Genomic DNA, 12,675 nt, shown 5'->3' with positions numbered 1-12,675 from the left:
CTATCCCTTCAGCCTTGAGGGAACGTGCTTCGGTCCGCGCCACGCGCGCAAACCGATGCGCGTCCCGGCTCCGCCTCGGCGATGGATGGCACGGAGAGGCCCCGCATGTCCCGATCCAGCCTGTCCCTGGCCGCATGGTGTGCCTGCGCCCTCGTCGCGCTGACCCTCGGGGGGTGCATGGGCGGCTCCGGGCGGGACACGGTCTCCCTGGCGCGCGCGGCCGGGGAGGGGCAGCGGACCGTCGCGGTGCCGACCCGGATGACCACGGGCGGCCGGACAGCGAATCCGGCGAGCTTCCTCGTGCTCGGCGTGAACTGAGCGGGTCCGCCTTAACCGATCGCTAACCATACCGGCCCACATCGAAGACGGCGTGCCGGGCACGCCGGGCGGCAAGGCCCCGTCCGTCACGCAACCGGGTGGGCAGGCATGGCGCCGGGCTATGTTCTCGCGATCGTCCTCGAAGCCGCCGGGCTCCTGACCCTCACCCTCGGCGTGGGCCTGATCCGTTTCGAGCGGCGGGCCAAGGCCGCCGAATTGAAGCGCTTCCTGTCCTCGGGGCAGAGCGCCGCGCTTCCGGTGCCGCCCACGGTCCGCGCCCGTCCTCCGGTGCCCGACGCGAGCGGCGGTGTTGCCTCGTCCTCGACCGGTGCCGCCTCGGAGGCGGTCCTCGCCTTGCGCCGCGCCTTCGCGGCACCGTTGCGCGGCTCCCTCGTCCGCTGAGGCTGGACAGGATCCCGCCGGCGGGGGCTCAGGGCAGGATCGCCTGCAAGCCGCTGCCGAGGAACACGATGAAGCCCAGCGTCATGATGAACTTGAGGTCGTCGAGGGTCTCGCTCACGAACGTCTCCACCTTGAAACCGGGCCCAGTCATCCGCTCCGGGGATGAACAAACCTTAACCCGCCTTAACGTTCCGCGCAGCATGAATTTCACGATCGATTAAGGTTCAACCTGCGGAAGCGATCATTAATCTTAATTTTCCGTTACGAATTCTGTTCCCATCGGCAATGCATTAACTTTTTATTCACTGTCACCTTGCCGCGCGTCGCAAGACCGATCCGCGGCGCCGCTCTCCCGCAAGCGCCCGCCCGGCCCTGGCGCTCTCGTATGCGGCCCCACGGATCCCCCGGCCGTCTGGCGCCGTTCACCCGAGGTCGGCTAGACAGCGGGCCACAACGGAGATCCGAATGCGCAACCTTCTCGCCCTCGTCGTGGTCCTGGCGGCCGCCTTCCTGCTCGTGGGCGTGTACGTCGCCCCGAACCAGCCCGAGCTTCGGGTCTGGTATCGCGACAACGCCTGCGTCCATCTCGACAAGGTCAGCCCCAAGATCTGCGAGCCGATCCGGAAGGCGGATGGCGCCTGAGGCCCGGCTCGGACGCGCCTTCGATTGGCTGTTTCGCGACCGGCAGACCGGGGCGATCACCATCGGGCAGCGGCCGAACGCGCTGCTGTGGCTCTTTCTCGGAGCCACGGCCGCCGGACTGCTGGTCGACGGCGGCAGCCTGGCTGGGAGGGCGCTGCGCGGTCTCGCCTCCGTCTATCTCGCCGCCTGGGCGGCCGACGAGGTGCTGCGCGGCGTCAATCCCTGGCGCCGCATCCTCGGCGCGGGCGTGATACTCTGGCTCGCCCTGCGCCTCGGCGGGGTGGTGTGAGCCCATGAGCGCGCGACCCGGCGTCCACGATCTCCTCGTCATCGGCGGCGGCATCAACGGCACCGGGATCGCGCGCGACGCGGCCGGGCGCGGGCTGTCGGTGCTGCTCTGCGAGCAGGGGGATCTGGCCTCGGCCACCTCCTCGGCCTCGACCAAGCTGATCCACGGCGGCCTGCGCTATCTCGAGAACTACGAATTCCGCCTGGTGCGCGAGGCCCTGGCCGAGCGCGAGCGGCTGCTCGCCATCGCGCCCCATATCGTCCGGCCGCTGCGCTTCGTGCTGCCGAAGGACGTGGGCCTGCGCCCGGCCTGGATGCTGCGGCTCGGGCTGTTTCTCTACGATCATCTCTCGGCGCTGCGCAGCCTGCCGGGCTCCCAGGGCCTGCGCTTGGCCGGCACGGAGCTCGGCGCGCCGCTCCAGGAGCGCCTGAGCGAGGGCTTCGCCTATTCCGACTGCTGGGTGGAGGACAGCCGCCTCGTCGTGCTGAACGCCCTCGATGCCCGCGAGCGCGGCGCCGACATCCGCACCCGGACCCGCCTCGTCGCGGCCCGGCGGGAGGACGGCGTTTGGCGGGCGACGCTCTCGGACACGCAGACCGGGGAGACGCGGGAGGCGCGCGCAAGAATCGTCGTCAACGCCGCCGGCCCCTGGGTCAGCGCGGTGCTGTCGGGAGCGCTGGGGCTCGGCAGCCGCGCGGCGGTGCGGCTGGTGAAGGGCAGCCACATCGTCACCCGGCGGCTCTACGAGGGGAGCCACGCCTATATCTTCCAGCAGCCGGACAGGCGGATCGTGTTCGCGATCCCCTACGAGGGGGACTTCACCCTCATCGGCACCACCGACGTGGCGCATGAGGGCGCGCCGGGCCCGGTGGCGATCTCGGAGGCCGAGACGCGCTACCTCGTCACCTGCGTCAACCGCGCCTTCCGGCGGCGGATCGGGCCGCAGGACGTGGTCTGGAGCTATGCGGGCCTGAGGCCGCTCTACGACGACGCGGCCGCCGATGCCTCCGCCGTGACACGCGACTACGTGCTCGACATCGACGCGCCCGACGGCGCCGCCCCGGCGCTTTCCGTCTTCGGCGGCAAGCTCACCACCTACCGGCGGCTCGCCGAGCATGTGCTCGACAAGCTGAAGGACCGTCTCCCGGCAGCGGGGCCGGCCTGGACGGGGAGCGCCCCGCTGCCCGGCGGCGACATGGAAGGCGCGGATTTCCCCGCGTTCCTGAAGACCTTCGCGGCGCGGTTCCCCTTCCTGCCCGAGGCGACCGCGCTCCGGCTCGCCCGCGCCTACGGCACCCGCGCCGCGCGCGTCCTGGGGGACGCGCGGAGCCTGTCGGAGCTCGGCGAGGATCTCGGCGGGGGGCTCTCGGCGGCGGAGGTCGACTACCTCGCGGCCAACGAATGGGCGCGCACCGCCGAGGACATCCTCTGGCGCCGCTCGAAGCTCGGCCTGCATGTGCCTGCCGGAACTGAGGAACGGGTGGCGGACCATCTCGCGCGGAGCGGCGCCGCGCGGGCGGAGTCCGCCGCCGCCGGCTGAGCGGCGCTTTGGAAACGGCGCCGGCGGGTATACCCCTGTCGCCAACCGCCCACGGCAGCGATCGGAGGGCGGAGATCCGGGAGGCGCGATCATGGCGGCCGGCGCGCGCGGCGCCTCGCATGTCGGGGCGATCGACCAGGGGACCACCAGCACCCGCTTCATCGTCTTCGACCGGCAGGGGCGGATCGTCGCCTGCGCGCAACGCGAGCACGAGCAGATCTTCCCCCGCCCCGGCTTCGTCGAGCACGACGCGTCCGAGATCTGGCGCAACACCCGCACCGTCATGGGCGAGGCGCTCGGCGCGGCCCGGCTGGAGCCCGCCGACCTCGCCGCCATCGGCATCACCAACCAGCGCGAGACCACGCTGATCTGGGACGCGCGCACGGGCGAGCCGCTGCACAACGCGCTCGTCTGGCAGGATACGCGGGTCGATGCCGCCGTGGCGGCGCTGGCGAGGGAGGGCGGCATCGACCGCTTCCGCGCCGTCACCGGCCTGCCGCTGGCGAGCTACTTTTCCGGGCTCAAGCTCGCCTGGCTCCTCGACCACGTTCCCGGCGCCCGCGCGCGGGCCGAGACCGGCGAGGTCCTGTTCGGCACCATCGACACCTGGCTGGTCTGGAACCTCACCGGGGGCGCCGAGGGCGGGCTGCACGTCACCGACGCGACCAATGCCAGCCGCACGCAGCTCATGTCGCTCGACACCCTGGACTGGGACGACGGCATGCTCGCCGCCTTCCGCATCCCGCGACGGGTCCTGCCTGAGATCCGCTCGTCGAGCGAGGTCTTCGGCGAGACCCGCGCCCCGTTCGCGGGCGTGCCCATCGCCGGCATCCTCGGCGACCAGCAGGCGGCGCTGTTCGGGCAGACCTGCTTTGCGGAAGGGGACGCCAAGAACACCTACGGCACCGGCTGCTTCGCGCTGATGAACACCGGCACGCGCCCGGTTCGCTCGACCCATGGCCTGGTGACGACGGTGGGCTACCGGCTTGGCGGCGGGAAGCCGGTCTATGCGCTCGAAGGCTCCATCGCGATCGCGGGGGCCCTGGTGCAGTGGCTGCGCGACAATCTCGGCCTGATCCGGCGAAGCGACGAGATCGAGCCGCTCGCCCGCAGCGTCGAGGACAACGGCGACGTCTACATCGTGCCGGCCTTCTCCGGGCTCTACGCCCCGCATTGGCGGCCGGACGCGCGCGGGATCGTCGCCGGGCTGACGCGCTTCGCCAACAAGGGCCACATCGCCCGCGCGGCGCTGGAGGCCACCGCCTACCAGACCCGCGAGGTGCTGGAGGCCATGGAGACCGATTCCGGCACCGCCGTCGAGGCGCTGCGCTGCGATGGCGGCATGGTGGTCAACGACCTGCTCATGCAGTTCCAGGCCGACATCCTCGACCGGCCGGTGCTGCGCCCCAAGGTCTCCGAGACCACGGCCCTCGGCGCGGCCTATGCCGCCGGGCTCGGCGTCGGGTTCTGGTCCGGCCTCGACGAGCTCAAGGCCCAGGCCGGGGTCGACCGGCGCTGGCATCCGCGCATGGACGACGCCCGCCGAAAGGTTCTCTACTCGGCCTGGGGCCGGGCGGTGGAACGGTCGCTCGGATGGAAGCAGGAGGCGACGGAATGAGGTTTTCGCATGCGGCCTGGGGGGCGCTGGCAGCGGTCTCGATGATCGCGAGTTCCCTTGCGGCGCCGGCCGCCACCTATCCCGAGCAGCGCGAGGGCGACGTGGTGGTGAAGGAGTTCCGCTTCACCAGCGGAGAGAGCCTGCCGGAGGTGCGGCTGCACTACACCACCCTCGGCACGCCGCGCCGGAACGCGGCCGGCGAGATCGACAACGCCGTGCTGGCGCTGCACGGCACCACCGGCACCGGCAAAGCGTTCCTGCTGCCGACCCTCGGCCCCGAGCTGTTCGCGGAGGGCGCGCCCCTCGACGCGAAACGGTATTTCGTGATCCTCCCCGACGGGCTCGGGCGCGGCGGCTCGACCAAGCCCTCGGACGGCCTGAAGGCGAGATTCCCACGCTACGGCTATTCCGACGTGGTCGCCGGCCAGAAGGCGGTGGTGGATTCTCTCGGAATCAAGCGGCTGAGGCTGGTGCTCGGCACCTCCATGGGCGGCATGCAGGCCTGGATGTGGGGGGAGCGCTACCCGCAGGCCATGGACCTCGTCATGGCGGTGGCGAGCCAGCCGATCCCGGTGAGCGGGCGCAACGCCCTCTGGCGGCGCCTGCTGATCGAGGGCATCCGCAGCGATCCCGACTGGAAGGGCGGCGAGTACACGCAGCCGCCGACGCGCTTCCGCCGCATCCTGCCGATCTTCACCATCATGACCGAGAGCGTGCTCGGCCTCCAGAAGGACGCCCCGACCCATGCGGGTGCGAATGCGCTCTACGACAGGCTGATCGCGGGCTTCGACAAGGCCGACGCCAACGACTGGCTGTACTGGTTCGACTCGTCCTACGACTACGATCCCTCTCCCGACCTGGATAAGATCGAGGCGCCGGTGCTTGCGGTGAACTTCGCCGACGACGAGCTGAACCCGCCCCAGCTCGACGTGATGAACGACGCCATGGCGAAGGTGAAGAACGGCCGCTTCGTGCTGGTGCCGGTCTCGCCCGAGACGCACGGGCACCAGTCGCTGCGCTTCGCCAATCTCTGGAAGGGCTATCTCGCCGAGTTCCTGGCCACCCCCGCCGCTCAGAGCTCGGCCGAACGCCGCGACAGCTCCGAGCGCAGGTGAGCCGCCGCCTCCGACAGGGCCGCGTCGCGGCGCTGCCGGGGGCGGGCCACGTCGATGCGGATGTCGGCGGCGACCCTGCCGGGGCTGCCCGCCAGCACCACCACGCGATCGGCCAGCGTCACCGCCTCGTCGATGTCGTGGGTGACGAAGATCACCGTCTTGCCGGTCTTGGCCTGGACGCGCTGCAACTCGTCCTGAAGCCCCTCGCGGGTGAAGCTGTCCAGCGCCGAGAACGGCTCGTCCATGAGCAGCACGTCGGGCTCGACGGCGAGCGCGCGGGCGAGCGACACGCGCTGGCGCTGCCCCCCGGAGAGCTGGTGCGGCCAGCGGCTCCCGAGGCCGGCGAGACCGACGAGGGCGAGCATCTCCTCCGCCCTGGCCCGGCGCTCGGCCCGCGACAGGCCGGAGCCCTCGAGCCCGAAGGCGACGTTGTCGACGACCTTGCGCCAGGGCAGCAGCCGCGAATCCTGGAAGACCAGCGCCATCGGCGTGCGGCAGCCCGGCCGCGTGGCGAGCCGCACCTTGCCGGAGCTCGGCCGGGCCAGCCCGATCAGCACCCTCAGCAGGGTCGACTTGCCGACGCCGGACTCGCCGACGATGACGAGGAACTCGCCCCGCGCCACCGACAGGTCGAGATTCGAGAGGATGACGTTGCGCTGGCCCCCGCGCTCGTAGGCGAGGCTCAAGGACCGGATGTCGATGATGGCGTCGTCGCTCATGGTCTCACGCCCGCCACCGGAGAAGCCAGCCCTGAAGGGCGACGAAGGCGGAATCGAACAGGCCGTAGAGCGCGGCCATGGTCAGCATGTAGACCACCACGATGTCGGTGGAGAGCAGGCTCGAGGCCTGCATCATCCGCTGGCCCACCCCCGGCACGCCGAAGATCTCGGCGGCCACCACCGCCATCCAGGCCTGCCCGAGCGCCGTGCGCAGGCCGACGAGAATGCCGGGCGTCGCCGCCGGAAGCAGGATCTTCGTCAGCCGGGACCAGGCCGAGCGGAAGCCGAAGGCCTGCGCGACCTCGATCAGGTCGCGGTCGACCCCGCGCACCGCGCCCTGGGTGGCGAAGAACACGATCCAGAACACGCCCACCGCGATGATGAACACGGCGGCCGAGGGCTGCACCCCGAACCAGATGATCGCGAAGGGCACCCAGGCGAGGCCGGGGATCGGCCGCAGTAGCCGCACGACCCAGGCGGTCGCCGCCTCGAAGGGCCGGAACATGCCGCTGAGGAGGCCCATCCCGATGCCGGCCCCGGCCCCCGCGACGAGCCCCACGACGTAGTGGCTGAGGCTCGACAGCACCGCCTCCGGCCAGATGCCCAGCGAGACCTCGCGCAGGAAGGCGGCGGGAATCGTGCTCGGCGGCGGCAGGAAGGCCGGGTTGACGAGGCCGAGGCGCGGCATCGCCTCCCAGACGAGCAGGAAGGCGGCAAGGCCGAGCGCGGCGAGCAGCGTCGAACGGAAGAGGGTCATCGGAGGGGGCGGCGCGCCGGGCCTACTTGCCGGCGGCCTTCTCGTAGAAGCTCGGCACGAACAGGCCGTCGACGGGGATGTCGCGGTCGAGCGTCCCGATCGTCACCTGATAGGCCTGCATCTTCTTGGTGGCCTCGACGATGACGCGCGGGTCGGCCGTGAACTTCGCCGCCGGCGAGGACAGCGCCTTCTGGATGGTGGCGACGTCGGTGATGCCCTTGCCGAGGGCCGCCTCGACGGGGGGCGCGGCCCTGGCCGGATCCATCTTGAGCAGGTCGACGGCCTTCACGACCGCCTTCACCAGCCCCTCGACGGCGGCCGGGTTCTTGTCGGCGAAGGCGCCGAACACGCCCACCACCGTGCCTGGCTGGTCGGGGAACATCTCGCCCCCCGTGGCGATCAGCTTGATCGCCGGGTTGCGGGCCTGGACGATGGTCAGCGCCGGCTCGCGGATCGAGGCGCCGTCGACGGCGCCGGCGAGCAGCGCCTGCTGCGTCGCGTCGATGCCCATGGCGACGATCTCGGCATCCGCCTTGGTGGTCTTGGCCACCTGCCAGAGCCAGTGCTGGAGCGTGGTGTTCGGCACCGAGCCCGGCGGCTGGGTAGCGAGCCGGGCGGCACGGCCCTCCTTGGCGTGGAACGCCTTGAAGGCGTCGGCCTTGCTGGCGCCGTCCGCGAAATAGGGGGCGAGCTTCGGGCCGGCGACGAAGACCATCTCCTCCACGGCGGTGGCGGCGACCACGCGCACGTCGATGTTCTTGGTGCGCGCGACGGCGAGCGGTGCGATGCCGGCGACGTAGACGTCGATGGTGCCCGACGCCAGCGCCTGGATCATGTTCGGGCCGGATTCGAAGGTCGTGAACTTCGGCTCCAGCCCCGCCTCCTTGAGCCAGCCCTCGCCGTTGGCCACGAAGACCGGAGCGGCGCCGATCACCGGGATCACGCCGATGCGCACGGGCACGCCCTCGGCCGAGGCGCCGCCGGCGAGCAGCGAGGCGGCGCCCGCCAGCACGAGGCCGGCGGCGGCCGACAGGAACGTCCGGAAGACGGGGGTGAGCGGGCGCATCGCATGTCCGGGATCGGAGAAACCGGCCGATCCCATGCCACAGGCGGCAAAATCCGCAAACTCCCTTGTCGGCCCGTGAAATAGGATAGCCCGCCGCCGCCGGGCCCGGCGAGGCGGGAATACCCCTTTCATCGTCCGACGACTGTCGGCTTTTCCAGTCACGCAGCCGTGATCGGCCGCGGAAGGATCTGAATTCAAGTCGACCGATCGCGCCGGGGATGATAACCGCCCGCTCATACCGAACAGCGGCAGGATTGTCCGAGCGGCGCTTCTGCGCGGCCATTTCCGAGCGGGACGACAACCGGCCTTGATCGTCGCGACCAGCGCCTTGCTCCTCCTTGCCGGCATCGCCCTGGCGGCGGCCTCCCTGCGGCACCGGTCGCGGGCGCCCCTGCTGGAGGTAGGCAGCGGGATCTGTCTCATTCTGGGGCTCGGCCTACTCGGCGCCTCGCTCCAACTGTGGCATTGAGGAGAGCGGAACCGCGACGGTCACGCTTACGTTATGGGTCGCGGTTACCAGGCTGTACCGCACGACGACCAGAGGAAGACACGCCATGAGCCTACTCGGCAGCATCGTCAGCAAGATCCTCCATCCCTTCGGAGGCGGTAGCGCGGAGGCCGCGCCGGCTTCTTCCGACGGCGGAGCGAGCAGCCCCTCCACCGACACCGCGGCCGCCGGTGCCGCCCCCGCGACCGGCGAGCCGGTCGATGTCGAGGCCGTGCTCAACGACATGGCCTCCAAGAACCCGCAGTCGCTGAACTGGCGGACCTCGATCGTCGACCTGATGAAGCTCCTGAACCTCGATTCGAGCCTGCATGCCCGCCAGGAGCTCGCCGACGAGCTGCACTACACCGGCGACAAGAACGACTCGGCGAGCATGAACATCTGGCTGCACAAGCAGGTGATCAAGAAGCTCGAGGAGAACGGCGGCAAGGTGCCCGCCGACCTCAAGGACTGATTTCTTCCGACGTGAAGAGCAGGGGGCCGCGTTCCGCGCGGCCCCTTTTTCATGCCTCGCCGCGACGGCTCGTCGTCGCGGTTCAGCGGCCCGTGCGCACCCGCGTCCACAGCCTCGTGACGAAGCGCTGGGTCTTGTCGTCCCAGGCGGTGTTGGTGGACAGCCGCGCCATGGTCGCCTCGTCCGGGTAGATGCCGGGATTGGAGAGGATCTCCGGCTTCACCAGCTTCCTCGCCGGCAGGTTGCCGCTGGCATAGGAGACGAAGTTGGTGTTGGCGGCGGCGACCTCCGGCCTCAACATGTAGTCGATGAAGGTCAGGGCCTCCGCCGAGTGGGCGGCATCCTTCGGGATCGCGAAGGAATCGAACCACATCAGCGTGCCCTCGCGGGGGATCAGGTAGGCGATCTCGATGCCGTTCTTGGCCTCCTCGGCGCGCTTGCGCGCCTGGAGCACGTCGCCGGAATAGCCCACCGCCACGCAGATATCGCCGTTGGCGAGCGCCTGGATGTATTCCGAGGAGTGGAACTTCCGCACGTTGCCGCGCAGCCTGAAGAGCGCGTCCGTGACCTGGGTGATGTCGTCCCAGCGCCGGGTATCGGATTTCAGCCCGAAGGACGGCAGCATGCTCGGGATCAGGTCCTCGGGACTGTCGAGCATCATGATCCCGCAATCCTTGAGCTTGCCCGCGTTCGCCGGATTGAGGACGAGGCTCCAGGTATTCAGCGGCTGGTTCGGGCCGAGGCGCTCGCGGACGGCGCCGAGATTCAGCCCGATGCCGGTGGTGCCCCACATGTAGTCGACGGCGTAGAGGTTGCCCGGATCGTAGACGGCCAGCCGCGCTGCGATCTCGGGCCAGACATTGCCGAGGTTCTTCAGGCGGGCCTTGTCCAGGGGCAGGAAGGCGCCGGCCTTGATGAGCCGTTGCAGGAAGGGCCCGGAGGGCACCACCACGTCGTAGCCGGAGCGGCCGGCGAGCAGCTTCGTCTCCAGGATCTCGTTGTTGTCGTAGGTGTCGTAGACGACCTTGATGCCGGTCTCCTTGGTGAAGGCTTCCAGCACCTTGGGGTCGATATAGTCCGACCAGTTGTAGACATTGACCACGCGCTCGGGCGCCTCGGCCCGCGCCGGGCCGGCGAGTGCCGCGACGAGGGCGACGAGAAGCGCGAGCGCGGGTCCCATCAGGCGGCCTGCGCCGCGACGACGACGATCTCCACCAGATACTCGGGCCCGGCGAGCTTCGCCTCCACCGTGGCGCGGGCCGGCGGCTCGGCCTTGTCGACCCAGGCGTCCCAGGCGGCGTTCATCTCGGGGAAGGTCGCCATGTCGGCGAGGTAGATGGTGGCCGAGAGGATGCGGCTCTTGTGGCTGCCGGCCTCCGCGAGCAGGCGGTCGATCTGGCCGAGCACGGCCTGGGTCTGCGCGGTCACGCCGGTCGCCACCGTGTCGGACGCCACCTGCCCCGCGAGAAAGACGAGGCCGCCATGGCTCACCGCCTGGCTCATCCGCGCCCCCGCCTCGAACCGCTTGATCGTCATCGACACGCCCCTTTTTCCATCCGCGATGGCCGCCTTGTGCCGTCCCGTCCCGGCCCGCGTAAAGGGGGCGCGGCGCCCGCCGGCCCATCCCCGACACGGCGAGCGCGGGAAAATCGCATCGCCCCCCTCGCAGGTGCGGCAACCTGCACCATCTCTCGGGCGTTGCTAGGCCATTGTCGGCCGGCGCACCGTCGACCTCCCGCACCGTCGACCTTCGAGGACTCGAGTCATGGGTATCATCTGGACCATCATCATCGGCTTCATCGCCGGCGTGATCGCGAAGTTCATCATGCCGGGGGACAACGAGCCCTCGGGCTTCATCATGACGACGATCCTCGGCATCGTCGGCGCCTTCGTGGCGACCTTCCTCGGACAGGCGCTGGGCTGGTACGGGCCGAACCAGGGCGCGGGCCTGATCGGCGCCGTCGTCGGCGCCATCGTGGTGCTGGCGATCTACGGCTTCGTCGCCGGGCGCCGCAGCACGACGCTCTGAGCATCCGTCCCGGCGGATTCGGAAAAGGGGCGCCTCACGGCGCCCCTTTCTCGTTGTCTTCGCCGTCGGGCGCGGCGTCCTCAATACGCGTCGTCGCGCGGGCCGGAAGCCGCGTCGGCCACAGCCTTCAGGGCGCAATGGCCGGTGGCGCCGCGCACGGCCAGCCCCACGCCGATCACGAGGGCGGCGAGGCTGAGCCAGCGGTTCGGCCGGGGCTGCGCCGCGGCCGCCGCGATCCCGAGCCCCAGCGCCACGGAGACCGCCCGCTCGGTCGTGCTGAGATTAGGCTCGCCGGAAAAGATGTCCTCGACCATGCCGTTCGCCATCGGTGTCGCGTCTCCACAATCATGGGTCTCGGACGGCGAACGCGGACGGGGCCTACCCGTTCCGCCGGGAGTCCGGCCCGTCACCCGGCCGCGCGCGGCGGGTGATCGGCGACCAGGGCGTCGTCGATGGCGCGGGCGCGGACCGCCGCAGGGCGGCCGCTCAGGCGCGCGACGTAAGCCTCGAAGGCGGGGCGCTTCTCGAGGATGCCGAAGGCCATGCCCCAGCCGAGATGGGCGCCGATATAGAGATCGGCGGCGCTGAAACGGTCGCCGGCGAGATAGCCCTCCGTCGAGACGGCCTTCTCCAGGGTGTCCATCACCTCCTCGAGGCTGCCATAGCCGACCATGCCCTTGCGCTCGGGCGGCACCACGACGCCGAGCGCCTTGTTGCCGACCGCCGCCTCCACCGGGCCGGCCCCGTAGAACAGCCAGCGGTAATAGGGCCCGCGCTCGCGGCTGCCGGAAGGCGGCGCCAGCCCGGCTTCAGGAAAGGCGTCGGCGAGATAGGCGCAGATGGCGGCGCATTCCGTCACCACGGTCTCGCCGTGGCGGATCGCGGGCACCTTCCCCATCGGGTTGACGGCCAGATACTCCGGCGCCTTCATGGTGGTGGCGTAGTCGAGCACCTCGGTGCGGTAGGGCCGCCCGACCTCCTCCAGCATCCAGCGGGCGATGCGGCCGCGCGACATCGGATGCGTGTAGAAGACGAGTTCGTCGGACATGCGCTTCCTCCCTGGACGCGGAATCTGCGAGGGCGCGATCTGGCCCCGCCCGCGTGACCGGACGATGTCGGCCCGAATCTCCCACCGGAACGTAGCATGAACATGTCCGGCGCCACCGGGCAAACGAAAAACGCGGCCCCTTTCGGGACCGCGTTCTGAGGGACGTTCAGGCC

At 70.5% G+C, this 12,675-nt stretch carries 16 protein-coding genes; 9 read left to right on the top strand and 7 right to left on the bottom strand.

What is annotated here, in order from left to right; all coding sequences use genetic code 11:
* The first annotated feature begins 105 nt into the window (after positions 1 to 105).
* The 7 genes from ACP56T_RS09055 to ACP56T_RS09025 all read left to right on the top strand — a co-directional run bounded on the left by ACP56T_RS09055 (position 106) and on the right by ACP56T_RS09025 (position 5,924).
* Positions 106 to 318 (top strand): hypothetical protein, encoded by a 213-nt coding sequence (locus ACP56T_RS09055; protein ID WP_430911820.1) that lies wholly within the window; start codon positions 106 to 108, stop codon positions 316 to 318.
* Positions 319 to 426: 108 nt separating this feature from the next.
* Entirely contained in the window at positions 427 to 720 is a 294-nt protein-coding gene (locus ACP56T_RS09050; protein WP_430911819.1) for a hypothetical protein, read from the top strand.
* 465 nt (positions 721 to 1,185) lie between these two features.
* Entirely contained in the window at positions 1,186 to 1,362 is a 177-nt protein-coding gene (locus tag ACP56T_RS09045) for a hypothetical protein (RefSeq protein WP_430911818.1), read from the top strand.
* Entirely contained in the window at positions 1,352 to 1,651 is a 300-nt protein-coding gene (locus ACP56T_RS09040; RefSeq protein ID WP_430911817.1) for a hypothetical protein, read from the top strand. Before ACP56T_RS09045 ends, ACP56T_RS09040 begins: the two co-directional genes overlap by 11 nt.
* A 4-nt stretch (positions 1,652 to 1,655) precedes the next feature.
* Positions 1,656 to 3,191: a glycerol-3-phosphate dehydrogenase gene (gene glpD / locus ACP56T_RS09035; protein ID WP_430911816.1), complete on the top strand. Its 1,536-nt coding sequence runs from the start codon at positions 1,656 to 1,658 to the stop codon at positions 3,189 to 3,191.
* A 91-nt stretch (positions 3,192 to 3,282) separates the two neighbouring features.
* Positions 3,283 to 4,809 carry a glycerol kinase GlpK gene (glpK, locus tag ACP56T_RS09030; protein ID WP_430911815.1) on the top strand — a complete coding sequence of 509 codons (1,527 nt, stop codon included), beginning with the start codon at positions 3,283 to 3,285 and terminating at the stop codon, positions 4,807 to 4,809.
* Entirely contained in the window at positions 4,806 to 5,924 is a 1,119-nt protein-coding gene (locus ACP56T_RS09025; protein ID WP_430911814.1) for an alpha/beta fold hydrolase, read from the top strand. The genes glpK and ACP56T_RS09025 overlap by 4 nt, the downstream gene beginning before the upstream one ends.
* On the opposite strand, the gene ACP56T_RS09020 is transcribed toward ACP56T_RS09025, so the two are convergent.
* The 3 genes from ACP56T_RS09020 to ACP56T_RS09010 are packed head-to-tail and all read right to left on the bottom strand — an operon-like array spanning position 5,882 to position 8,466.
* Entirely contained in the window at positions 5,882 to 6,643 is a 762-nt protein-coding gene (locus tag ACP56T_RS09020; RefSeq protein WP_430911813.1) for an ABC transporter ATP-binding protein, read from the bottom strand. The genes ACP56T_RS09025 and ACP56T_RS09020 overlap by 43 nt on opposite strands.
* 4 nt (positions 6,644 to 6,647) lie before the next feature.
* A complete protein-coding gene (locus tag ACP56T_RS09015; RefSeq protein ID WP_430911812.1) occupies positions 6,648 to 7,400 on the bottom strand; it encodes an ABC transporter permease in 753 nt (250 codons plus the stop codon).
* A 22-nt stretch (positions 7,401 to 7,422) separates the two neighbouring features.
* Complete coding sequence (locus ACP56T_RS09010; RefSeq protein ID WP_430911811.1) at positions 7,423 to 8,466, bottom strand: ABC transporter substrate-binding protein; 1,044 nt, start codon at positions 8,464 to 8,466, stop codon at positions 7,423 to 7,425.
* A gap of 554 nt (positions 8,467 to 9,020) precedes the next feature.
* Here ACP56T_RS09010 and ACP56T_RS09005 point away from each other — a divergent pair.
* A complete protein-coding gene (locus tag ACP56T_RS09005; protein WP_430911810.1) occupies positions 9,021 to 9,425 on the top strand; it encodes a DUF3597 domain-containing protein in 405 nt (134 codons plus the stop codon).
* Between the two features lie 82 nt (positions 9,426 to 9,507).
* Here ACP56T_RS09005 and ACP56T_RS09000 read toward each other — a convergent pair whose 3' ends face one another.
* Together ACP56T_RS09000 and ACP56T_RS08995 are read right to left on the bottom strand one after the other, a co-directional pair.
* The gene (locus ACP56T_RS09000; protein WP_430911809.1) at positions 9,508 to 10,605 is read right to left on the bottom strand and encodes a polyamine ABC transporter substrate-binding protein; all 1,098 of its coding nucleotides are present in this window, start codon (positions 10,603 to 10,605) and stop codon (positions 9,508 to 9,510) included.
* Complete coding sequence (locus tag ACP56T_RS08995) at positions 10,605 to 10,961, bottom strand: RidA family protein (protein ID WP_430911958.1); 357 nt, start codon at positions 10,959 to 10,961, stop codon at positions 10,605 to 10,607. The genes ACP56T_RS09000 and ACP56T_RS08995 overlap by 1 nt, the downstream gene beginning before the upstream one ends.
* A gap of 229 nt (positions 10,962 to 11,190) precedes the next feature.
* Here ACP56T_RS08995 and ACP56T_RS08990 point away from each other — a divergent pair, with 229 nt between their 5' ends.
* Positions 11,191 to 11,454 (top strand): GlsB/YeaQ/YmgE family stress response membrane protein, encoded by a 264-nt coding sequence (locus tag ACP56T_RS08990; RefSeq protein ID WP_430911808.1) that lies wholly within the window; start codon positions 11,191 to 11,193, stop codon positions 11,452 to 11,454.
* Positions 11,455 to 11,534: 80 nt separating this feature from the next.
* Here ACP56T_RS08990 and ACP56T_RS08985 read toward each other — a convergent pair whose 3' ends face one another.
* The gene (locus tag ACP56T_RS08985) at positions 11,535 to 11,780 is read right to left on the bottom strand and encodes a YgaP-like transmembrane domain (RefSeq protein WP_430911807.1); all 246 of its coding nucleotides are present in this window, start codon (positions 11,778 to 11,780) and stop codon (positions 11,535 to 11,537) included.
* An 80-nt stretch (positions 11,781 to 11,860) separates the two neighbouring features.
* A complete protein-coding gene (locus tag ACP56T_RS08980) occupies positions 11,861 to 12,502 on the bottom strand; it encodes a glutathione S-transferase family protein (RefSeq protein WP_430911806.1) in 642 nt (213 codons plus the stop codon).
* Positions 12,503 to 12,675: the final 173 nt, after the last annotated feature.

The sequence above is a fragment of the Methylobacterium endophyticum genome, assembly GCF_050591105.1.
Lineage (GTDB): Bacteria > Pseudomonadota > Alphaproteobacteria > Rhizobiales > Beijerinckiaceae > Methylobacterium.
The sequence above is the reverse complement of the archived record's forward strand: the minus strand, read 5'-3'. Positions and strand labels throughout refer to the sequence as shown.

Coding starts and splice junctions, on each gene's coding strand:
- ACP56T_RS09055 (WP_430911820.1), top strand. CDS start 106: ATGTCCCGATCCAGCCTGTCCCTGGCCGCATGGTGTGCCTGCGCCCTC.
- ACP56T_RS09050 (WP_430911819.1), top strand. CDS start 427: ATGGCGCCGGGCTATGTTCTCGCGATCGTCCTCGAAGCCGCCGGGCTC.
- ACP56T_RS09045 (WP_430911818.1), top strand. CDS start 1,186: ATGCGCAACCTTCTCGCCCTCGTCGTGGTCCTGGCGGCCGCCTTCCTG.
- ACP56T_RS09040 (WP_430911817.1), top strand. CDS start 1,352: ATGGCGCCTGAGGCCCGGCTCGGACGCGCCTTCGATTGGCTGTTTCGC.
- glpD (WP_430911816.1), top strand. CDS start 1,656: ATGAGCGCGCGACCCGGCGTCCACGATCTCCTCGTCATCGGCGGCGGC.
- glpK (WP_430911815.1), top strand. CDS start 3,283: ATGGCGGCCGGCGCGCGCGGCGCCTCGCATGTCGGGGCGATCGACCAG.
- ACP56T_RS09025 (WP_430911814.1), top strand. CDS start 4,806: ATGAGGTTTTCGCATGCGGCCTGGGGGGCGCTGGCAGCGGTCTCGATG.
- ACP56T_RS09020 (WP_430911813.1), bottom strand. CDS start 6,643: ATGAGCGACGACGCCATCATCGACATCCGGTCCTTGAGCCTCGCCTAC.
- ACP56T_RS09015 (WP_430911812.1), bottom strand. CDS start 7,400: ATGACCCTCTTCCGTTCGACGCTGCTCGCCGCGCTCGGCCTTGCCGCC.
- ACP56T_RS09010 (WP_430911811.1), bottom strand. CDS start 8,466: ATGCGCCCGCTCACCCCCGTCTTCCGGACGTTCCTGTCGGCCGCCGCC.
- ACP56T_RS09005 (WP_430911810.1), top strand. CDS start 9,021: ATGAGCCTACTCGGCAGCATCGTCAGCAAGATCCTCCATCCCTTCGGA.
- ACP56T_RS09000 (WP_430911809.1), bottom strand. CDS start 10,605: ATGGGACCCGCGCTCGCGCTTCTCGTCGCCCTCGTCGCGGCACTCGCC.
- ACP56T_RS08995 (WP_430911958.1), bottom strand. CDS start 10,961: ATGACGATCAAGCGGTTCGAGGCGGGGGCGCGGATGAGCCAGGCGGTG.
- ACP56T_RS08990 (WP_430911808.1), top strand. CDS start 11,191: ATGGGTATCATCTGGACCATCATCATCGGCTTCATCGCCGGCGTGATC.
- ACP56T_RS08985 (WP_430911807.1), bottom strand. CDS start 11,780: ATGGCGAACGGCATGGTCGAGGACATCTTTTCCGGCGAGCCTAATCTC.
- ACP56T_RS08980 (WP_430911806.1), bottom strand. CDS start 12,502: ATGTCCGACGAACTCGTCTTCTACACGCATCCGATGTCGCGCGGCCGC.